Here is a 19,976-nt window from a genome sequence, read left to right on the forward strand (position 1 = left end):
TCGGAGTGGGGGTCGGGGGGGGGGGGGGGGGGGGGTGGGGGGGGGGGGGGGGGGGGGGGGGGAAGGGGGGGGGGGGGGGGGGCGTGGGGGGGGGGGGGGGGGGGGGGGGGGGGCGCCCCCCCCCCCCCCCCCCCCCCGCTCCGGCGTGCCACGCACCGCCGCCCCCCACGTCGCCCCCCACCGTCGCCCCCCACCGTCGCCCCCCACCGCCGCCCCCCACCCATGCCGGCCACCGCCGCTCGCTGCCGGACGCCTCCCGCATGTCGGCCGCCGTGGCTCGCTGCCGGACGTCTCCCGTACGTCGGCCACTGCGGCTCGCTGCCGGACGTCTCCCCCGTGTGTCGGCCACCACCGCTCACCGCCGGACACCCTCCGCATGCCGACCACCACCGCTCACCGCCGGGCACACCCGCGCACACGCCCCCGGCGTCACCCTCCGCCACCCTCCGTTTGCGTCCGGCAAGCCCCCGGCCGCCGCCGGGCCCCCGTCCGCGGCGCCTTGCTCACGGGCGCATAACAAGGTGGACAGAAGGGGTTTTCAGGCAGGTCTACGCGCGTTAATCTGCGGCGAAGCCAGCGCCGTAGCCGAACCGTCCGGCGCTTTGTACGACAGGAGCACCAGACATGCGCCGGATTTCCCGGATCACGGTCGCAGGCGCAGCGACCGCCTCCCTGGCCCTCGCCCTCTCCGCCTGCGGTGGTACCTCGACCTCCTCCGGGTCGGAGTCCAAGGGCGACAAGGGGCTCGCCATCGCGTACGACGTCGGCGGCAAGGGCGACCAGTCCTTCAACGACGCCGCGTACGCGGGCCTCGAGCGGGCGAAGAAGGAGTTCGGCTACGAGACGGCCGACGTCGAGCCCACCGACGGCGAGACCGACGCCGACAAGGAGCAGCGCCTGGTCTCCCTGGCCAAGCAGGGCCACAACCCGGTCATCGGCGTCGGCTACGCGTACGCCGCCGCCCTGAAGAGCGCCGCGGAGAAGTACCCGGACGTCACCTTCGGCATCGTGGACGACGCGACGATCGAGGCGAAGAACGTCGCCGACCTCGTCTTCAACGAGGAGCAGGCCTCCTACCTCGCCGGTGTCGCCGCCGCCAAGAGCACCAAGACCAAGACGGTCGGCTTCGTGGGCGGCGTGGACATCCCGCTGATCCACAAGTTCGAGGCCGGCTTCAAGCAGGGCGTCACGGACACCGACCCCAAGGTCAAGGTGGTCTCGCAGTACCTGACGCAGACCGCGGAGGAGGGCGGCTTCTCCAGCCCCGACAAGGGCAAGACCGCCGCCGAGGGCCAGATCGAGAAGAAGGCCGACGTCGTCTTCGCCGCGGCCGGTCTGTCCGGTCAGGGCGTGATCGAGGCCGCCGCCGCCAACAAGGTCTGGGCGATCGGCGTCGACTCCGACCAGTACAAGCAGGACGCCCTCGCGAAGTACAAGGACTACATCCTGACTTCGGCCACGAAGGACGTCGCGAAGGCGGTGTACAACCTCGCGAAGTCGGTCGAGGACGGCAAGCCCGAGACCGGTATCGTTCGGGGCGATCTGAAGTCCGGCGAGGTCGGCCTCTCGAACTCCAACCCGAAGTTCGCGGACAACGCCGAGCTCCAGGCAGCCATCGAGACGGCCAAGGAGAAGATCGTCAGCGGCGAGATCAAGGTCAAGAGCAGCTGAGCAGCAACACCTCGAACAGCGTGTAACCGCGGTGGTCGCACCGCTCGACGGGGTACGGGGAGGACGCCTCCGGGGCCCTCCCCGTACCCCGTCGTGTCGATGTGCCGCCGCCGCTTTTAGATGCCGTAGGGGCGCTACGCGCGTAGACGGCCCCCGTCCCCAGGAGAGTGCGCCATCAACGCGTCCAGCAGCCCTCCGGCCGGAGCGGCGGTCAACGAATCGGTGACCGCCGTCGAACTCGCCGGGATCACCAAGCGTTTCCCCGGTGTCGTGGCCAACCACGACATCCACCTGACCGTCCGCAAGGGCACCGTCCACGCCCTCGTCGGCGAGAACGGCGCCGGCAAGTCGACCCTGATGAAGATCCTCTACGGCATGCAGAAGCCGGACGAGGGCACCATCGCGATCGACGGCGAGCAGGTCGCCTTCTCGTCGCCCGCCGACGCCATCGCCCGCGGCATCGGCATGGTCCACCAGCACTTCATGCTCGCCGACAACCTCACGGTCCTCGAGAACGTGGTCCTCGGCAGCGAGAAGCTGTACGGCATCGGCGCCAGGGCCCGCCGGAAGATCAAGGAGATCTCCGAGCGGTACGGCCTCGGCGTGCGCCCCGACGTCCTCGTCGAGGAGCTCGGCGTCGCCGCCCGCCAGCGCGTGGAGATCCTCAAGGTCCTCTACCGCGGCGCCCGCACCCTCATCCTCGACGAGCCCACCGCCGTCCTGGTCCCGCAGGAGGTCGACGCGCTCTTCGACAACCTGCGCGAACTGAAGGCCGAGGGCCTGTCGGTCATCTTCATCTCGCACAAGCTGGGCGAGGTCCTCTCCGTCGCCGACGAGATCACCGTCATCCGCCGCGGCACCACGGTCGGCACCGCCGTCCCCGCCGAGACCACCCCGCGCCAGCTCGCCGAGCTGATGGTCGGCAGCGAGCTGCCCACCCCGGAGACCGCCGAGTCCACGGTCACCGACCGCGAGGTCCTCGCCGTCGACAAGCTGCGCCTCGCGGCCCCCGGCGGCAAGGCCCTGCTCGACGACATCACCTTCACCATCCACGCCGGCGAGGTGCTGGGCATCGCCGGCGTCGAGGGCAACGGCCAGACCGAGCTGGTCGACGCGCTCATCGGCCTGCGCCACGCCGACTCCGGCACCATCCGCTTCCTCGACGAGGACATCACCGCGCTGCCCACCCGCAAGCGCCGCGAGCAGGGCGTCGGCTACATCCCCGAGGACCGCCACCGCCACGGCCTGCTCCTGGAGGCACCCCTCTGGGAGAACCGCATCCTCGGCCACGTCACCGAGAAGCCCAACAGCAAGGGCGTCTGGCTGGACCCCAAGGGCTCCCAGGAGGACACCCGCCGCATCGTCGAGACGTACGACGTCCGCACCCCCGGCATCGACGTCACCGCCGCCTCCCTGTCCGGCGGCAACCAGCAGAAGCTGATCGTCGGCCGCGAGATGAGCCACAAGCCGCGCTTCCTCATCGCCGCCCACCCCACCCGCGGTGTGGACGTCGGCGCGCAGGCCGCGATCTGGGACCACATCCGCGAGGCCCGCCGCGAGGGCCTGGCCGTGCTGCTGATCTCCGCCGACCTGGACGAGCTGATCGGCCTGTCCGACACCCTCCGGGTGATCTACGACGGCCGGCTGGTCGCGGACGCCGACCCGGCCACCATCACCCCCGAGGAGCTGGGCTCGGCGATGACCGGCGCCGCCTCCGGACACCTCGAACACGAAGAGACCCCGGCCGACGGCGGCCCGGGTGCGGAAGACGAGGCCCGCTGATGAAGAAGTTCGACAAGGAGCGCGTGCTCCTCGCGGTGGCCGGACCGGTCATCGCACTCGCCGTGGCCTTCGTGCTCAGCGCGATCGTCCTGATCGCCTCGGGCAAGAACCCGGTCGAACCGTTCGCCCTCATGTTCGAGCAGGCCGGGTTCTCCGACATCCAGGTCCTGATCATCAACCAGGCGTCGATGTACTACATCGCGGCCCTGGCGGTGGCCATCGGCTTCCGGATGAACCTGTTCAACATCGGCGTCGACGGCCAGTACCAGCTCGCCGCCATGATGGCCGCGATCGTCGGCGCCCACGCGAACCTCCCCGCCTTCCTCCAGATCCCGCTCCTCCTGCTGACCGCCGTCCTCACCGGCGCCTTCTGGTCCGGCATCGCCGGCGTCCTCAAGGTGACCCGGGGCGTCAGCGAGGTCGTCGCGACGATCATGCTGAACGCCATCGCGACCTCCGTCATCGGCTACCTGTGGCTGCCCGACGTCTTCGGCGTCAAGATCGGCAACAACAACACCACCGGCGAGATGCACGAGTCCGGCTGGATCCCCGGCATCGACATGGGCGCGGCCGGCGAGATCTACGGCCTGGTGATCCTCGCCGTCCTCCTCGGCATCGGCTACTGGGTCGTCCTCAACCGCACCCGCTTCGGCTTCGACCTGCGCGCCTCCGGCGCCTCCGAGTCCGCCGCCGCGGCCAGCGGCGTCAACCCCAAGCGCATGGTGCTCACCGCGATGCTCCTCTCCGGCGGCCTCGCCGGTCTCGCGGGCCTGCCGATCCTGCTCGGCGACACCCACACCTACAGCCTCAACTTCCCCACCGGCATCGGCTTCCTCGGCATCGGCATCGCCCTGCTCGGCCGCAACAGCCCGGTCGGCATCGCCTTCGCCGCCCTCCTGTGGGCCTGGCTCGACAAGGCCTCGCCCGAGCTGGACTTCCACGGCTACGACAAGGAGATCGCGGTCATCATGCAGGGCCTGATCGTCCTCTCCGTCGTCGTCTCCTACGAGGCCGTCCGCGAGTGGGGCCTGCGCCGCCAGCAGCGCCGCGTCGGCGCCGAGCTGGCCGCCGGACACGTCCTCGGCGCCACCGACAACACCAAGAAGGAGGTGGCCGGCCGATGACCACCGCGACCGACCTCAACCAGCCCACGCTGGAGCACGGGGCCCCGGCCGGCCGCCGGATCTCGCTGCCCGTCCTGCTGCTGATCATCGCCGGTGCCCTGGCACTGACCTCCATCGTCCGCCTGATCACCGGCGCCAACGGCATCACCAACGTCAGCCAGATGTCCACCGCGCTCCAGCTCGCCGTGCCGATCGGCCTCGCCGGTCTCGGCGGCCTGTGGGCCGAGCGCGCGGGCGTCGTCAACATCGGCCTCGAGGGCATGCTGATCCTCGGCACCTGGTTCGGTGCCTGGGCCGGCTTCCAGTGGGGCCCGTGGACCGGCGTCCTGATGGGCATCGTCGGCGGCGCGCTCGGCGGCCTGCTGCACGCCATCGTGACGATCACCTTCAACGTCAACCACATCGTCTCCGGCGTGGCCATCAACATCCTCGCCCTCGGCGCCACCCGCTACCTCGCCCCGCTCGCCTTCGAGGGCCACCAGGGCGGCTCCGCCAAGCAGTCCCCGCCGGTCGACTCGCTGGGCCACTTCTCGGTTCCAGGCCTCTCCGACGGCCTGGAAAGCCTCAACGACCAGCACTGGTTCTTCGTCTCGGACATCGCCGGCCTGCTCGGCGGCCTGGTCACCGACGTCTCCTGGCTCACCCTGATCGCCGTCGCGCTGATCCCCGCCAGCTGGTACATCCTGTGGCGCACCCCGTTCGGCCTCCGCCTGCGCTCCTGCGGCGAGAACCCGGTCGCCGCCGAGTCCCTCGGCGTCAACGTCTACAAGTACAAGTACCTCGCCGTGATCATCTCCGGCGGCCTGGCCGGCCTCGGCGGCGTCTTCCTCTCCATCGTCGCCAACCCCTTCTACCTGGAGGGCCAGACCAGCGGCCGCGGCTACATCGGCCTCGCGGCCATGATCTTCGGCAACTGGATGCCGGGCGGCCTCGCCATCGGCGCCGGCCTCTTCGGCTACACCGACAGCCTCAACCTGCGCGGCGGCTCCGCCAACGTGCACGCCCTGCTGCTGCTCGGCGCGCTGCTGCTGGTCGCCGGCGCCATCTGGCTCGCGATCCGCAAGAAGTACGTCAAGGCCGCGATCACGGTGGTCGTCGGCGCCCTCGTCTTCGCCTGGTACGCCACCACCGACGACGTGCCCAACCAGGTCGTCTCCGCCACGCCGTACGTCATCACCCTCGTCGTCCTCGCGCTGTCCGCCCAGCGGCTGCGCATGCCCAAGGCGAACGGCATGCAGTACCGGAAGGGGCAGGGCAAATGACCGACGTCGACTGGGGCGCGCTGCGCACGGCGGCCCGCGAGGCGATGGCCCGGGCCTACGCCCCGTACTCCGGGTACGCCGTCGGCGCCGCCGCCCTGGTCGACGACGGCCGCACCGTCACCGGCTGCAACGTGGAGAACGCCAGCTACGGCATCGGCCTGTGCGCCGAGTGCGGCCTCGTCTCCCAGCTCCAGCTCACCGGCGGCGGCCGGCTGACGCACTTCGTCTGCGTCGACGGCCACGGCGCGGTCCTCGTCCCGTGCGGCCGCTGCCGGCAGCTGCTGTACGAGTTCGGCGGCCCGGAGCTGCTGCTGGAGACCCCGGCGGGGGTGCTCCCGCTGTCGGAGATGCTCCCGCAGGCCTTCGGCCCCGACCACCTCACCAAGTAACACCCGCAACCCCGTAAGGAAAGCCAGGTATGGCCATGGACGTCATCTCCGTCATCCGCACCAAGCGGGACCGCGGCGAACTCAGCGGTGAGCAGATCGACTGGGTCGTCGACGCGTACACGCGCGGCGCGGTGGCCGACGAGCAGATGTCCTCGCTCGCGATGGCGATCCTGCTCAACGGCATGAACCGCGGCGAGATCGCCCGCTGGACGGCCGCGATGATCGCCTCCGGCGAGCGCATGGACTTCTCCTCCCTGTCCCGCCCGACCGCCGACAAGCACTCCACGGGCGGCGTCGGCGACAAGATCACCCTGCCGCTCGCCCCGCTGGTCGCCGCCTGCGGCGCGGCCGTCCCACAGCTCTCCGGCCGGGGCCTCGGCCACACCGGCGGCACCCTGGACAAGCTGGAGTCCATCCCCGGCTGGCGCGCCCTCCTCTCCAACGAGGAGATGCTGAACGTCCTGGACGGCGTCGGCGCGGTGATCTGCGCGGCCGGCGACGGCCTCGCCCCCGCCGACAAGAAGCTGTACGCCCTCCGGGACGTGACCGGCACGGTCGAGGCGATCCCGCTGATCGCCTCCTCCATCATGTCCAAGAAGATCGCCGAGGGCACCGGCTCCCTGGTCCTGGACGTGAAGGTGGGCTCGGGCGCCTTCATGAAGACGATCGAGGACGCCCGCGAGCTGGCCTCCACGATGGTCGGCCTCGGCACGGACCACGGCGTGAAGACCGTCGCCCTGCTCACGGACATGGCCACCCCGCTCGGCCTCACGGCGGGCAACGCCCTGGAGGTCCGCGAGTCGGTCGAGGTCCTGGCCGGCGGCGGCCCGTCCGACGTGGTCGAGCTGACCCTCGCCCTGGCCCGCGAGATGCTGGCCGCGGCCGGCCTGCCGGACGCCGACCCGGCGAAGGCCCTCGCCGACGGCTCCGCGATGGACGTCTGGCGCCGCATGATCGCGGCCCAGGGCGGCGACCCGGACGCGGCCCTGCCCACGTCGAAGGAGCAGCACGTCGTCAAGGCGGGCGCCTCCGGCGTCCTGACCCGCCTCGACGCCTACGACATCGGCGTCGCCGCCTGGCGCCTGGGCGCGGGCCGCGCCCGCAAGGAGGACCCGGTGCAGGCCGCCGCGGGCGTCGAACTCCATGCCAAGCCCGGCGACACGGTCACCGAGGGCCAGCCCCTCCTGACCCTGCACACCGACACCCCGGACCGCTTCGAGTACGCGCTCGCGGCGGTGGAGGGTTCCTACGACGTGGCTCCGGCGGGCACGGACTTCACCGCCTCGCCGGTGGTGCGGGAACGTATCGCCTGACCAGGCGCTTCCCCCCCCCCCCTTCGGGTGAACGGGATCGGTAGACCTCTGCCGGTCCCGTTCGGCATGCTGGGATCGGTGACGCACCGAAGGAGAACCGCCATGAGCGCACTCACCGTGAGCCAGGAGCCCGATCAGAACTGGGACGACCTCGTCCGGTTCTGGGAGGAGATGGAATGGCCCGAGGGCAGCAAGGTGGAGATCATTGAGGGGATCATCACCGTGTCACCAGCTCCGGGACTGCCTCACAACGCCATCGCCGAACGAATTCAGCGCCGCTTGTATTCGGTGATTCCTGGTGAATGGGGGGTATATCAGACGCTCGCACTCGCGGTGCCGTCCCGCCTGGGGATGTTGATCCCGGACATCGTGGTGGCACAGTTGCCCGATCACACCGAGTCCGACACCCACATCCCCGCCGCACTCGCGGAACTCGTCGTCGAGGTCACCTCGAAGTCCAACGCCCGCCACGACCGCGTCAGCAAGCCGGCCGCCTACGCCACGGCCGGTATCCCGCTCTACCTCCTCGTCGACCGCTGGGCCCCCGGCGGGCCCACCGCGACGCTCTACGGTGAACCGAAGGGCGACGTCTACCGGGTGCTGAGCGCCGCCAAGTTCGGCGACCCCCTCACCCTCCCCGCCCCCTTCGACCTGACCATCGACACCAGCGAGTTCCCCGAGGCCTGACTCACCCCAGCACCGCCGCCACCCCCACCAGCACCGGCACCGAAACCACCGTCGACACGAGAATCGCGTCCCGCGCCAGCCGCTCGCCCACCCCGTACGTCGACGCGTACGTGTACAGGTTCTGTGCCGCGGGCAGCGCCGACGTCACCACCACGTCCAGCAGTTGCGCGCCCCGCAGTCCGAACACCCCGGACGCCAGCGCCCAGGCCACCGCGGGCTGGCCCACCGTCTTCAACGCCACCGCGAGCAGCACGGGCCGCCGTTCCACTCCCCGCAGCGGCATCGTGGAGCCGCACAGGCCGATGCCGAAGGCCAGCAGGACCGCCGGCACGGACATGTTGCCGATCAGGGTCAGCGGGTCCATCACAGGGTCCGGCACCCGCAGGCCGCTCGCCGCCACCGCGACGCCCGCCAGCGAGCCCAGCGCTATCGGATTGCGCAGCGGCGTCAGCAGCCGCCGCCACAGCGGGCCCTTCCCGTCCCCGCCCGACAGGTCCAGGAGCGTCACCGCCACCGGCGTCACCAGCACCAGCTGGAACAGCAGGACCGGCGCCACCAGCGAGGCGTCGCCCAGCACGTACACGGCGATCGGGATACCGAGGTTGCCGGAGTTGACGTAACCGGAGCACAGCGCGCCGATCGTCGTCCGGCCCACGCCCCAGCCCCGTACGACACCCACCGCGACGAAGACCCCGGCCACCGCGGCCGTGGACAGCGCCGTCACCAGCAGCCGGCTGGAGAAGACCACCGACAGGTCGGCGGTCGCCAGCGTGGTGAACAGCAGGGCCGGCGAGGCCACATGGAAGGCGAGCTTCGTCAGGACCTCGCGCCCCTGGGGCCCGAGGTGGCCCCGAAGACCGAGCACGTAACCGACGGCGATGACGACCGCGATGACCGCGAAGCCGGTCAGTACCCCCTGCACGGCACCTCCCCGCCGAGCGGACGGACCTGGTGGGGCATGGCGCGGGGAGGGGATGCGTGGGGCATACAGCAAACCCTCCGGGCAGGGGCGTGCCCAGGTCAATGTGATCTCTGATGGTGGGCACCGATGAGTTCCCGGCCCGCCCCGGGTCTACCGCACGTGGACGCCGTGACACCCGCCGTACTCGTGCTGCCGGGGCCCGTCTCCCGAGGGGAGACACCCCGGCTCTGTGACGAGGTGCGCGCACTGCTGAAAACCACCCGGGCCGGGGTGGTCGTCTGCGACGTCGGCGGGCTGGGACCGCCGGGGCTCGCCGTCGTCGATCTGCTGGCCCGCCTGGAGCTCACGGCCCGGCGGGCCGGGGGCCGGATCCGGCTGCGCGACCCCGACCCCGCCCTGCACGCCCTACTGGACCTCGTCGGCCTCCGCTTCGAGACGGAGCGGCAGGTCGAACAGCGGGAACCACCGCTTGGTGTCGAGGAAGCAGTGGAACCCGGTGATGCGGCCGTCTGAGATCTCCAGCACCTGGACCGCCCAGGGGGCGTAGCCGCCCGCTTCCTCGTCCGGCTTGTAGTGCGCGAAGGCCGGCAGCCCGTTGGCCTGGACCGGCACCAGCCGCGAGTTCGCGCACGCCGCGCCGAGCGTCGTCATGAAACCGGTGATGTCCGCCGGACCGGCCAGCCACAGGTCGAACGGCGGCATCGTCATCACGGCGTCCTCGTGCAGCAGCGCCGTCAGCGCCGTCATGTCGTAGCCCTCGAAGGCCGCGACGTAGCGCTCCAGCAGCTTCTGCTGCTCCTCGTCCAGCGGGTCGGACACCGCCGCGCCGTCGCCCCGCTCCTCCCGCTCGGCGAGGGTCGCGCGGGCGCGCTGCAGGGCGCTGTTGACCGACGCGACCGAGGTGCCGAGCAGCTCGGCGACCTCGCTCGCCCTCCACGCCAGCACCTCGCGCAGGATCAGCACCGCCCGCTGCTTGGGCGGCAGCTGCTGCAGCGCGGCCATGAAGGCGAGCCGCACCGACTCCTTGGCGACGGCGGCCTCGGCCGGGTCGGCGGTCGAGGGCAGTACGCGGGCGTCCGGCATCGGCTCCAGCCAGGTGCTGTCCGGGCGGGGGGACAGGGCGGCCCGGGCGAGGGGCGTCGAGTCCGTCAGGTCCATCGGGCGGGCCCGTTTGTTGCCCGCGGTCAGCATGTCCAGGCAGACGTTGGTCGCGATCCGGTAGAGCCAGGAACGGAGGCTGGAGCGGCCCTCGAACTTGTCGTAGCTCCGCCAGGCGCGGACCAGGGTGTCCTGGACCGCGTCCTCGGCCTCGAAGGAGGAGCCGAGCATCCGGTAGCAGTACCCCGTCAGCTCGACCCGGTGCTTCTCCAGCGCGGAATCCAGCTCCGTCGTCACGGTGCCGTTGGTCATCGTCCACCCACCCCTGTGGCGTCCCTTCGTGCGCGTCTTCGCGCCTCGCACTTCGGAAGCTACCGCAGCGGACTGACAATGGCCTGTGCAGTCAGGAAACGCGCAGGTCAGCGAGGCATGCTCAAGGCGCGCACCGGCGTGCCCCCGGCCTGCCGCCGCGCCGCGAGCGAACCGAGCGCCGTGATCGCCACGACGCCCAGCACCGCCAGCAGCCCGACCCCGACCGTCCCGGCCCAGCCTCCGGAGTGGAACGCCATCGCGCCGACCGTGCTGCCCGCGCTGGAGCCGACGTAGTAGGCGGACTGGTACAGCGCCGAGGCCTGGGCGCGGCCGTGCGTGGCGGTCTTGCCGACCGCCGAGGAGGCCACCGCGTGCCCGGCGAAGAAGCCCGCCGTGATCAGCACCAGGCCCAGCAGGACCAGCGGCAGGGACGGGGCGAGGGAGAGCAGCAGCCCCGCCGCGGTCGTGGAGCCGCCCAGGTACAGCGCGCCGCGGCGGCCGAGGCGGCCCACCAGCCGGCCCGCCGTGGACGCCGACACCGTACCGACCAGGTAGACCAGGAAGATCGAGCCGATGAGGCCCTGCGGGAGCGAGAACGGCGCCTCCGCCAGGCGGTAGCCGATCACCGTGTAGACGCCGCCGAACACCGTCATGAACAGCGCGCCGATCGCGTACAGGCGGCGCAGCAGCGGGTCGGCGAGGTGGCCGCGGACCGTGCGGACCAGGACGCGCGGGCGCAGCGAGCCCGGCGTGAAGTGCTTCGGCGCGGGCAGCAGCAGCCGGAAGGCCACCGCGCACGCCACCGCCACCACGCCGATCACGCCGACGGCGACCCGCCAGCCCCACTCCTGGGCGACCCAGCCGGTGATGACCCGGCCGCTCATCCCGCCCACGCTGTTGCCCGCGACGAACAGGCCGATGGCGGTGACCAGCGCCCGCGGGGTGACCTCCTCCGCCAGGTACGCCGTCGCCGAGGCCGGCAGTCCGGCCAGCGCCGCGCCCTGCACCGCGCGCAGCGCGACCAGCGCCGGCAGCGACGGGGCGAAGGGCACCAGCAGTCCGACCGTCACCGCGACCGCCAGCGACGCCGTCATGACCGTGCGCCGTCCGAAGCGCTCCGACAGCGCGCTCATCGGCAGGACGAACACCGCGAGGCCGCCGGTCGCGGCGGCCACCGTCCAGCTCGCGTCGCCCGCGGTGACGCCCATGTCGCCCGAGATCAGCGGCAGCAGGGCCTGGGTGGAGTAGAGGAGGGCGAAGGTCGCGACGCCCGCGAGGAAGAGGGCGAAACTCATCCGGCGGTAGCCGGGGCCGCCCGGGGTCATGCGCGAGTCGCGGGTCTCGAAGGCGTCGGAGACGGATGCAGCGGCGCCCACGGTGGTGGACGCCCCGGTATCGGCGGGAGTCATACCGGGACCGTACGAAGCCCGCGACTCATCCGTCCAATGCATGGAATGGCCATAATCGTTCCCATGGTGCATCAGCAGAGCTCACAGGCCCGCCTGTCACCTTCCGGTGACACAGAAGACATCGTCGCGCTGCTCGCGCCCCGCCTCGCGCACTTCGCCGGCGTGGCCCGCACCGAGCACGTCACCCGGGCCGCCCAGGAGATGAACGTCCCTCAGTCGACGCTCTCCCGCGCCCTCGTCCGCCTCGAAGCGGACCTGGGCGTCGACCTGTTCGTGCGCCGCGGCCGCACCCTGGCGCTGACCGTCGCCGGACGCACCTTCCTCGGCTCCGTCGAACGCGCCCTCGCCGAGGTGGAGCGCGCAGCCGACGAGGTCCGCGCGGACGCCGACCCGGCCACCGGCAAGGTCGCCTTCGGCTTCCTGCACACGATGGGCGCCGAGACCGTACCCGGTCTGCTGCACGCCTTCCGCGCCGACCACCCCCGCGTCCGCTTCAGCCTCGTCCAGAACTACGGCGAGGCCATGCTGGAGCGACTGCGCGCCGGCGAACTCGACCTCTGCCTCACCTCCCCGGTCCCGGACGCCCCCGACCTGGTCGCCCGCCGCCTCGACGAGCAGAAGCTGCGCCTGGTCGTCCCCGCCGACCACTCGCTGGCCGGGCGCAGGCGCGTGCGCCTCGCCGAGGCCGCCGACGAGGCCTTCGTGACCCTGGAGCCGGGCTACGGCCTGCGCCGCATCACCGACGCCCTGTGCAAGGAGGCCGGTTTCCGGCCCAGGGTGGCGTTCGAGGGGGAGGAGGCGGAGACGCTCCGCGGTCTGGTCGCGGCGGGTCTCGGCGTCGCCCTGCTGCCGCCGCCCGCGGTGCCCCGCCCCGGCGTGGTCGAGCTGACGGTCACGGCCCCGCGCGCGGCCCGTGAGATCGGTGTGGCCTGGCTGGCGGGCCGTACGGACACGCCCCCGGTGGCGGCGTTCAAGAAGTTCCTGCTGTCGAGGAGGGGCCACCTGCTCCCCTCCTGACCCGCCACCTGCTCCCTCCTGACCCCGGCCGGCCCGGGACGCGAGCCTTCTAACGCCGCAACGACTTCCCGAACCCCACCGCCAACGGCATCCGCAGCCCCAGCGGCGGGGGAGCGGCCAGCGCGTCCTCCACCGGCCGGGAGAACGACTGCCCGAACAGCACGCCCATCACGAAGTCCTCCGCCAGCGCGGCGACTTCCTCCCGGTAGTGCCGCAGACCGTGGCCGTCGGAGTGCACCTCGAACCGGCACACGGAACGGTTCGCCTTCTTCGCCCGGGCGGCCAGCCGGAACGAGAGCTCGGGGTCGCTGCGTTCGTCGTTCGTGCCGTGCACGATCAGCACCTGGCGCCCGGCGAGCTGCTTCACCGGTTCGGGTGGCGCGGCCATGTCCTCGTCGGGCAGCCAGGGTGCGATCGCCAGCACCGAGTTGACGGCCTCGTGTCCGCCCGCGCGCAGTGCCGCCCGTCCGCCCATGTCGACGCCGGCCAGGCAGACCGGTACGTCGCCGTAGCGCCGTACGGCCTCGTCCGCGGCCCAGTCGGCGTCCCGGGCGAGGTGGGCCTCCGTGCCGTTCCAGCCGCGGTAGCGGTAGTGCACGACATGCGTGGCCAGGCCCTCCCCCCGACCCGCGCGTGCCAGCCGGCGCCCCAACGCGCGTACGGAGGAGGCCGCCAGCAGCGGGGACGGTTTGCGGCTGGAGACCTCGTCGCCACCGGGGAGCAGCAGCACCACACCGCTCACCGCCGTTCCGTCCGGACCGAGCGTTCGCCCCAGCCGGGCCCGACGGACCGGCGTCGCTTGCTGTGCCATGGCAGAAGATTCTCAGAAGTCCAGGTGTACGCCACCCGTCCGCGCAGTCACCGTTACATATCGTCGGATCCGTACACCGCGGCCGGGCTCGTCGGCTACGCGCGTTCGCCCCGCGCTCTACGCGCGTAGGAGTTAGGGTGCGGAAATGACGAGCCAGAGCACCGCGAAGACCGCCGCGCAGGCCGCCACGACGACCACCGCGAAGGCCGCCACGACGAGCACCGCGCAGGCCGCCACGACGAGCACCGCGCAGGCCGCCGCGAAGAACACCGCGAGGACTCCGGCGCCGGACCAGATCCGCCGGGCGCCGAAGGTTCTGCTGCACGACCACCTCGACGGCGGACTGCGTCCCTCCACGGTCGTCGAACTCGCCCGGGCGACCGGCTACGGGGACCTCCCCGAGACCGATGCCGGCCGGCTCGGCGCCTGGTTCCGGCAGGCCGCCGACTCCGGGTCGCTGGAGCGGTACCTGGAGACCTTCTCGCACACCGTCGGCGTCATGCAGACCCGCGACGCCCTGGTCCGGGTCGCCGCCGAGTGCGCCGAGGACCTCGCCGCGGACGGCGTCGTCTACGCCGAGGTGCGGTACGCCCCCGAGCAGCACCTCGAACGGGGGCTGACCCTGGAAGAGGTCGTCGAGGCCGTCGACGAGGGGTTCCGGGAGGGCGAGCGCCGGGCACGGGACAACGGCCACCGGATCCGTGTCGGCGCCCTGCTCACCGCCATGCGGCACGCCGCCCGCGCCCTGGAGATCGCCGAACTCGCCAACCGGTACCGGGACCAGGGTGTCGTCGGCTTCGACATCGCGGGGGCCGAGGCCGGGTACCCGCCCACCCGGCACCTGGACGCCTTCGAGTACCTCAAGCGCGAGAACAACCACTTCACCATCCACGCCGGCGAGGCCTTCGGGCTGCCGTCCATCTGGCAGGCCCTGCAGTGGTGCGGCGCCGACCGGCTCGGGCACGGCGTGCGCATCATCGACGACATCCAGGTCCACGAGGACGGCACGGTCGAGCTCGGGCGGCTCGCCTCGTACGTCCGGGACAAGCGCATCCCGCTCGAACTGTGCCCCAGCTCCAACCTGCAGACCGGGGCGGCCGACTCCTACGCCGAGCACCCCATCGGGCTGCTGCGCCGGCTGCGGTTCCGTGTCACCGTCAACACCGACAACCGGTTGATGTCCCACACCGGCATGAGCCGGGAATTCGAGCACCTTGTCGACGCGTTCGGTTACACGCTCGACGACATGCAGTGGTTCTCCGTCAATGCGATGAAATCAGCGTTCATTCCTTTCGATGAACGACTGGCCATGATCAATGACGTGATCAAGCCCGGTTACGCGGAGCTGAAATCCGAATGGCTGTTCCAGTAGAGGGCTGCCATCAGCGGTTTCTCGGACGGTGAGGGCTGATAGGGGGGCTACGGTAATACGGAAATGGGGACGGGGTTTCACAATCCATCCGCATTTCGATGTTTGCCGCGGGGGGTGCCGCATGTTTACGGTCGAGTACCGCTTGTATCCCCGTCATCCCATTTCGAGGACGCATTTCATGAAGAAGTCTGCTGTCAAGACCCTCGGTGTCGCCGCCCTCGGTGCCGCCTTCGCCGCCGTCGGTGCGGGCACGGCCACCGCGGCCCCGGAGCTCCCGGACGCCACCCAGGCGGTGGACTCCGTGGCCCGGACGCTCCCCGCGGAGACCCTCTCCGATGTGGCGCCCCTCACGGCCAACGGGCTGGAGCAGACCCGCCACATCGCCGGTGAGGGTCTGACCGCCGCGCCGCCGCTCGCCGATCAGGTGGTCGCCGAGCAGCTCTCCGACCTTCCGGTCCAGCCGGTCGCCGGCCTGCTCGGCGGCATGCCGGCCAAGGGCCTGGTCTGAACGGCCTCCCGGACGGCGGCTGAGCCCGCCTCCTCCCACGCGCCGACGGGGCGCACCCGGTGTCACCGGGTGCGCCCCGTCGGTGTACCAGAGGGGAGGTACGTCCGTCAGCCCGCCGGCACAGCCCCGTACGGGCCTTCCTCAGGCCATGGCCCGTCACCAGGCCATGGGTCCGTCACCAGGCCGTGCGGGCGGCCTTCTCCTCGGACGGCAGCAGGAACCACAGGGCGATGTAGAGCAGGAACTGAGGGCCGGGCAGCAGGCAGGAGACCAGGAAGATCACCCGCATCGTGGTGGTGGAGGTGCCGAAGCGCCGGGCCAGCGCGGCGCACACTCCGCCGATCATGCGGCCGTTGGTGGGGCGGGCGAGGCGGGACATCGCGGCTCCTTCGTGAGCGTGTGGTGGGGCTGCCGTTCGGCTTCCCCTTCATCTGCCTTCCACGCTACGGAGACGAACGGAGCAAAGCGTCGCTCTACGGTGCGATTCCGACCCTGGGAATCGTCGGGGTCCGACCCTGAGTGGGCTCCTCCCGGCGGACGCCCTCCCGGCCGCCCCGCCGGGACCTGCGACGGAGCCGGGCGCGGCCCGCGGGTACCAGGGCGAGGTGCGCGAGGGCCACGCCCGCCGTGTTGAGCAGCAGTGAGTCGACGTCGACGACCTGACCGGGCACCCCCGTCTGCAGCAGTTCGATGCCCAGCGACAACAGGGCCCCCGCGGCCGTGGTGCGCAGCAGGGAGGCGAGCGGCGAGACGGCCAGCCGGCCGCCCGCCATCGGCAGCAGCACCCCCAGGGGCGCCAGCAGCGCGAGCGCCCCGCCGAGGGAATGGGCCGCCGCGGGCCAGCCGAGCGCCAGATCGGCGCGGATCCCGGCGCCCGGCTCCAGGTTGGGCGGCAGCACCCAGGGGACGTCGAGTGGCCGCAGCGTGTACCAGGCGACGAACGCGAGATGTGCGACCAGGAGGACACTTCCTGTCACACGGATGCGGAGCGCGACGCTGCCGCCGAGGAACCCATGACGCTGCACGCACCCCTAGACGCGGCCGCCGCCGTACTCGGTTCCGGTCCCTCCCTCGCAAGGGTGAGGCTTGCGCCACATGGCCCGCCCGCCGTCCCCCGGGGCGCCGGCCCCACCCCCGGGGCGTCGGCCCCACCGCCGGGCCCGGTCCGGCGCCCCGGCCGCGCGTCACCGGCCGCCGGCCGCCGGCCGCCGGCCGTCAGCACGGCATGTCCGCACGTCAGCCGCCCGCGACCTCGCCGGACGGCGGTTCGTTGCTGCCCGGCCTGGCGCGGACCTCGTCCGTGCAGACGTAGCGGCGTGCGGGCCGGTCGGAGGGGCCGGCCAGGACGACGGAGCCGTCGCCCTCGGCCGCGGCCGAGTCGGAGAGGGTGCAGACGACCTGGGCGAGGGCGTACGAGGTGAGGTCGTCGGGGTCGGTGCCGAGGCGCAACGTGTCCTCGGGGTCGCCGGGGCGCGGGCCGGTCACGGTGATCCCGCGGCTCACGTCCGTGGTGTAGCCGGCCTCCTTCTCCGCGGCCGGCGACGGTGCCGCGAGCTGGTTCAGCAGCGCCTGGGCCACCAGCACGCGCCGCCCGGAGTCCGCCGCGCCGTCCGGCACCCGCACCGTCCGGTCCACGGCCACCAGCGACGAGCCGCAGAGCAGGAACACCTGCACGGGCACGCCGGGCGCCGTCCGCGCCGACACGTCCGGCTCGGCGAGCGAGCAGCGCACCCGCGAGGGCGCGGGACCGTAGTCCGTGGGTACCTCCGTGGCGCGGATGCCGCACCCGGCGAGCAGCGCGGCCAGCGCGGCCAGACCGGCCAGCCCGGGGAGTGCCGGCAGGCGGCGTGCGGTCATCAGACCTGTCCCTTCGCGTCCTTGCCCGTGCTCTCGTCACCCGAGGCGCCCTCGGCTCCGGCGGGGCCGCCGGAGCCCCCCGTGTCCTCGGCGTCCTCGGCGTCCTCTTCCGCGGGCGGAGACGGGTCCTGCGGCAGTCGCAGCGTGAACACCGCGCCCCCGTCGGGGCAGTTGGAGGCGGTGATCTCCCCGCCGTGGATGTGCGCGTTCTCCAGGGCGATGGACAGGCCGAGCCCGCTGCCCTCGGAGCGCGGCCGGGAGGCGCTCGCCTTGTAGAAGCGGTCGAAGACGTGCGGCAGGACGTCCTCGGGGATGCCGGGCCCGTGGTCCCGCACCCGGATGACCACCTCGTCGTCCGCCCGCGTCACCGACACCCCCACCGGCGACCCGCCGTGCTTGAGCGCGTTGCCGATCAGGTTGGCCAGGATGACGTCGAGGCGGCGCGGGTCGAGCCGGGCGTGGATGCCGCGCTCGGCGTTCAGGTCGACGGCGTCCAGCCAGGCGCGGGCGTCGATGCAGGCGGTGATCTGGTCGGCGACGTCGACGTCGTCCAGGACCAGCCGGGCGGTGCCCGCGTCGAAGCGGGTGACCTCCATCAGGTTCTCCACGAGGTCGTTCAGCCGCCGCGTCTCGCTGACCACCAGTCGTACGGCGGGCTCGATCATCGGGTCGAAGCCGCCGCCCTCGAACTCCAGCTCCTCCTCCAGCACTTCCGTGACCGCGGTGATCGCCGTCAGCGGTGTACGCAGCTCGTGGCTCATGTCCGCCACGAAGCGCCGCGACGCCTGCTCCCGGCCGGCCATGTCCGCGACCCGCTTCTCCAGTGCCTCGGCGGCGCTGTTGAACGTCCGTGACAGATCGGCCAGTTCGTCGGTGCCGGACACGCGCAGCCGGGTGTCCAGCTTTCCCTCGCCCAGCCGCCGTGCCGCGACCCCGAGCCGGTGCACCGGCTTCAGCACGGTCGTCGCGAGGGCCTGCGCGAGCAGCGCGGAGCCGAGCAGGGCGAGCGCGGTCGCGATCCCCAGCGACCAGGCGAGCGAGTTCAGGTCCTTGGCCTCCGGCTCCAGGGACTTGAGCATGTAGCCGGTCGGCCCGCCGCCGATCACCTTCGTGCCGGCCACGAGCTGGGGCGTGTCGTCCTCGGTGATCCGCTGCCAGTACAGGTGGTACGGGTGCTTGTTGGCCTTGGTGACCTGCTGCTCCTTGTTCACCGCCGTGCGCAGCGACTCGGGTATGTCGGACAGCGAGAAGCCGCCCAGGCCGCCGGAACTGCCGTACACGGCGGTGCCGTCGGCGCTCTCGGCGACCAGCAGCACGCTGAACCGCTGGCCGCTGCCCGCCATCTGCCCCGCGGCGTGCTGCAACTCGTCCTGGGTGGGGTGCTCGGGCAGCGCGCCCGCCCGGTTCTGCATCTCCCGCTCGAAGTCGCGCAGCACGGCGTCCTGGGTGCGGGTGAGCACCGCCTCCCGGTTCAGCCAGTAGGCGATGCCGGACGCGGACACGGCGGCGGTGAGCGCGACCAGCCCGAAGACCAGCACCAGCCGCAGACGCAGGCTGGTGAAGCGCAGCCAGGACCAGACTCCCTTGCGAGCCGCGACCCAGCCGCGTGGACCCCCCTGGTGTTCCTGTGTCACTGAGGCGGATCCAGCCGGTAGCCGACACCACGCACGGTACGGATCAGGGTCGGGGACGACGGCACGTCCTCGACCTTGGCGCGCAGCCGCTGCACGCAGGCGTCCACCAGCCGGGAGTCGCCGAGGTAGTCGTGCTCCCACACCAGCTGCAGCAGCTGCTGCCGGGACAGCGCCTGCCCCGGCCGCCGGCTCAGTTCGAGGAGCAGCCGCAGCTCGGTCGGCGTGAGCTGGAGGTCCTCGCCGTTCTTCGTCACGGTCATCGCGGACCGGTCGATGACCAGGCTGCCGAAGCTCGCCGAGTCGGTCGACTCCCGCTCCCCGCGCCGCAGCACGGCCCGGATCCGGGCGTCCAGCACCCGGCCCTGGACGGGTTTGACGACGTAGTCGTCGGCGCCCGACTCGAGACCGACGACCACGTCGATGTCGTCGTTGCGCGCGGTCAGCAGGATGATCGGCAGCTGGTCGGTGCGCCGGATGCGACGGCACACCTCGAAACCGTCGATGCCGGGCAGCATCACGTCCAGCACGATCAGGTCCGGCCGCTGCTCGCGCAGCAGCTTCAGACCGTCCTCACCGCTGGCAGCGGTGGTCACCCGGTGGCCCTGGCGGCTCAGGGAGATCTCCAGGGCCGTACGGATGGCGTCGTCGTCCTCGATCAGCAACAGGGAAGGCACGGGCTCATTCTGGCCCATGGAGGGGGTGCGGTTCGACCTGTGGGTCCGGATGGGGCCCCGACACGCCGCCGGACCCTGTGAAGGAACGGTGGCGCAACCGTGGCGGACCCCTGTGACAGGTCTGTGACAGTCGG

The 19,976-nt window shown here is 72.0% G+C and carries 20 protein-coding genes; 11 read left to right on the forward strand and 9 right to left on the reverse strand.

The genetic code is table 11. From position 1 onward, the window contains the following. Positions 1–624: 624 nt before the first annotated feature. The 7 genes from ACZ7G3_RS02070 to ACZ7G3_RS02100 all read left to right on the forward strand — a co-directional run bounded on the left by ACZ7G3_RS02070 (position 625) and on the right by ACZ7G3_RS02100 (position 8,228). On the forward strand, positions 625–1,671 hold the full coding sequence (locus ACZ7G3_RS02070) for a BMP family lipoprotein (protein ID WP_426597093.1): 1,047 nt from the start codon (positions 625–627) through the stop codon (positions 1,669–1,671). Positions 1,672–1,893: 222 nt separating this feature from the next. Continuing rightward, positions 1,894–3,453, forward strand: a complete 1,560-nt coding sequence (locus ACZ7G3_RS02075) for an ABC transporter ATP-binding protein (protein ID WP_470922853.1) — start codon at positions 1,894–1,896, stop codon at positions 3,451–3,453. Further along, entirely contained in the window at positions 3,453–4,577 is a 1,125-nt protein-coding gene (locus tag ACZ7G3_RS02080) for an ABC transporter permease (RefSeq protein ID WP_073724795.1), read from the forward strand. Before ACZ7G3_RS02075 ends, ACZ7G3_RS02080 begins: the two co-directional genes overlap by 1 nt. After that, the gene (locus ACZ7G3_RS02085) at positions 4,574–5,839 is read left to right on the forward strand and encodes an ABC transporter permease (RefSeq protein WP_470922854.1); all 1,266 of its coding nucleotides are present in this window, start codon (positions 4,574–4,576) and stop codon (positions 5,837–5,839) included. Before ACZ7G3_RS02080 ends, ACZ7G3_RS02085 begins: the two co-directional genes overlap by 4 nt. Next, complete coding sequence (locus ACZ7G3_RS02090; RefSeq protein ID WP_426597090.1) at positions 5,836–6,228, forward strand: cytidine deaminase; 393 nt, start codon at positions 5,836–5,838, stop codon at positions 6,226–6,228. The genes ACZ7G3_RS02085 and ACZ7G3_RS02090 overlap by 4 nt, the downstream gene beginning before the upstream one ends. A gap of 29 nt (positions 6,229–6,257) precedes the next feature. Then, complete coding sequence (locus tag ACZ7G3_RS02095; RefSeq protein WP_470922855.1) at positions 6,258–7,541, forward strand: thymidine phosphorylase; 1,284 nt, start codon at positions 6,258–6,260, stop codon at positions 7,539–7,541. Positions 7,542–7,643: 102 nt separating this feature from the next. Beyond that, on the forward strand, positions 7,644–8,228 hold the full coding sequence (locus tag ACZ7G3_RS02100; RefSeq protein ID WP_470922856.1) for a Uma2 family endonuclease: 585 nt from the start codon (positions 7,644–7,646) through the stop codon (positions 8,226–8,228). Position 8,229: 1 nt separating this feature from the next. Here ACZ7G3_RS02100 and ACZ7G3_RS02105 read toward each other — a convergent pair whose 3' ends face one another. After that, the gene (locus tag ACZ7G3_RS02105; RefSeq protein ID WP_470922857.1) at positions 8,230–9,150 is read right to left on the reverse strand and encodes an AEC family transporter; all 921 of its coding nucleotides are present in this window, start codon (positions 9,148–9,150) and stop codon (positions 8,230–8,232) included. A gap of 126 nt (positions 9,151–9,276) precedes the next feature. Here ACZ7G3_RS02105 and ACZ7G3_RS02110 point away from each other — a divergent pair, with 126 nt between their 5' ends. Then, positions 9,277–9,663, forward strand: coding sequence for an STAS domain-containing protein (locus ACZ7G3_RS02110; protein WP_470922858.1), 387 nt, complete (start codon positions 9,277–9,279; stop codon positions 9,661–9,663). On the opposite strand, the gene ACZ7G3_RS02115 is transcribed toward ACZ7G3_RS02110, so the two are convergent. Together ACZ7G3_RS02115 and ACZ7G3_RS02120 are read right to left on the reverse strand one after the other, a co-directional pair. Further along, complete coding sequence (locus ACZ7G3_RS02115; protein ID WP_470922859.1) at positions 9,556–10,560, reverse strand: sigma-70 family RNA polymerase sigma factor; 1,005 nt, start codon at positions 10,558–10,560, stop codon at positions 9,556–9,558. The two genes, ACZ7G3_RS02110 and ACZ7G3_RS02115, sit on opposite strands and share 108 nt — an antisense overlap. Positions 10,561–10,667: 107 nt before the next feature. After that, complete coding sequence (locus ACZ7G3_RS02120) at positions 10,668–11,969, reverse strand: MFS transporter (protein WP_470922860.1); 1,302 nt, start codon at positions 11,967–11,969, stop codon at positions 10,668–10,670. Positions 11,970–12,032: 63 nt separating this feature from the next. Between ACZ7G3_RS02120 and ACZ7G3_RS02125 the strand changes: the two genes are divergently transcribed. Next, positions 12,033–12,986 (forward strand): LysR family transcriptional regulator, encoded by a 954-nt coding sequence (locus ACZ7G3_RS02125; protein WP_426597084.1) that lies wholly within the window; start codon positions 12,033–12,035, stop codon positions 12,984–12,986. A 49-nt stretch (positions 12,987–13,035) separates the two neighbouring features. Here the strand turns inward: ACZ7G3_RS02125 and ACZ7G3_RS02130 are convergent, their stop codons facing one another. Next, entirely contained in the window at positions 13,036–13,797 is a 762-nt protein-coding gene (locus ACZ7G3_RS02130) for an alpha/beta hydrolase (RefSeq protein ID WP_470922861.1), read from the reverse strand. Between the two features lie 145 nt (positions 13,798–13,942). Here ACZ7G3_RS02130 and ACZ7G3_RS02135 point away from each other — a divergent pair, with 145 nt between their 5' ends. Beyond that, complete coding sequence (locus tag ACZ7G3_RS02135) at positions 13,943–15,169, forward strand: adenosine deaminase (RefSeq protein ID WP_470922862.1); 1,227 nt, start codon at positions 13,943–13,945, stop codon at positions 15,167–15,169. A 178-nt stretch (positions 15,170–15,347) separates the two neighbouring features. Next, positions 15,348–15,677 (forward strand): ATP-binding protein, encoded by a 330-nt coding sequence (locus tag ACZ7G3_RS02140; protein WP_426597081.1) that lies wholly within the window; start codon positions 15,348–15,350, stop codon positions 15,675–15,677. A 175-nt stretch (positions 15,678–15,852) separates the two neighbouring features. On the opposite strand, the gene ACZ7G3_RS02145 is transcribed toward ACZ7G3_RS02140, so the two are convergent. The 5 genes from ACZ7G3_RS02145 to afsQ1 all read right to left on the reverse strand — a co-directional run bounded on the left by ACZ7G3_RS02145 (position 15,853) and on the right by afsQ1 (position 19,842). Further along, positions 15,853–16,056, reverse strand: coding sequence for a PspC domain-containing protein (locus ACZ7G3_RS02145; protein WP_426597080.1), 204 nt, complete (start codon positions 16,054–16,056; stop codon positions 15,853–15,855). A gap of 94 nt (positions 16,057–16,150) precedes the next feature. Further along, complete coding sequence (locus ACZ7G3_RS02150) at positions 16,151–16,702, reverse strand: VanZ family protein (RefSeq protein WP_470922863.1); 552 nt, start codon at positions 16,700–16,702, stop codon at positions 16,151–16,153. Between the two features lie 211 nt (positions 16,703–16,913). After that, positions 16,914–17,534, reverse strand: coding sequence for a hypothetical protein (locus tag ACZ7G3_RS02155; protein ID WP_470922864.1), 621 nt, complete (start codon positions 17,532–17,534; stop codon positions 16,914–16,916). Beyond that, positions 17,534–19,168, reverse strand: coding sequence for an ATP-binding protein (locus tag ACZ7G3_RS02160; protein ID WP_470922865.1), 1,635 nt, complete (start codon positions 19,166–19,168; stop codon positions 17,534–17,536). The genes ACZ7G3_RS02155 and ACZ7G3_RS02160 overlap by 1 nt, the downstream gene beginning before the upstream one ends. Then, positions 19,165–19,842: a two-component system response regulator AfsQ1 gene (gene afsQ1, locus ACZ7G3_RS02165; RefSeq protein WP_426525625.1), complete on the reverse strand. Its 678-nt coding sequence runs from the start codon at positions 19,840–19,842 to the stop codon at positions 19,165–19,167. The genes ACZ7G3_RS02160 and afsQ1 overlap by 4 nt, the downstream gene beginning before the upstream one ends. Positions 19,843–19,976 lie beyond the last annotated feature (134 nt).

It is taken from the genome of Streptomyces sp. NPDC037271 (assembly GCF_055603605.1).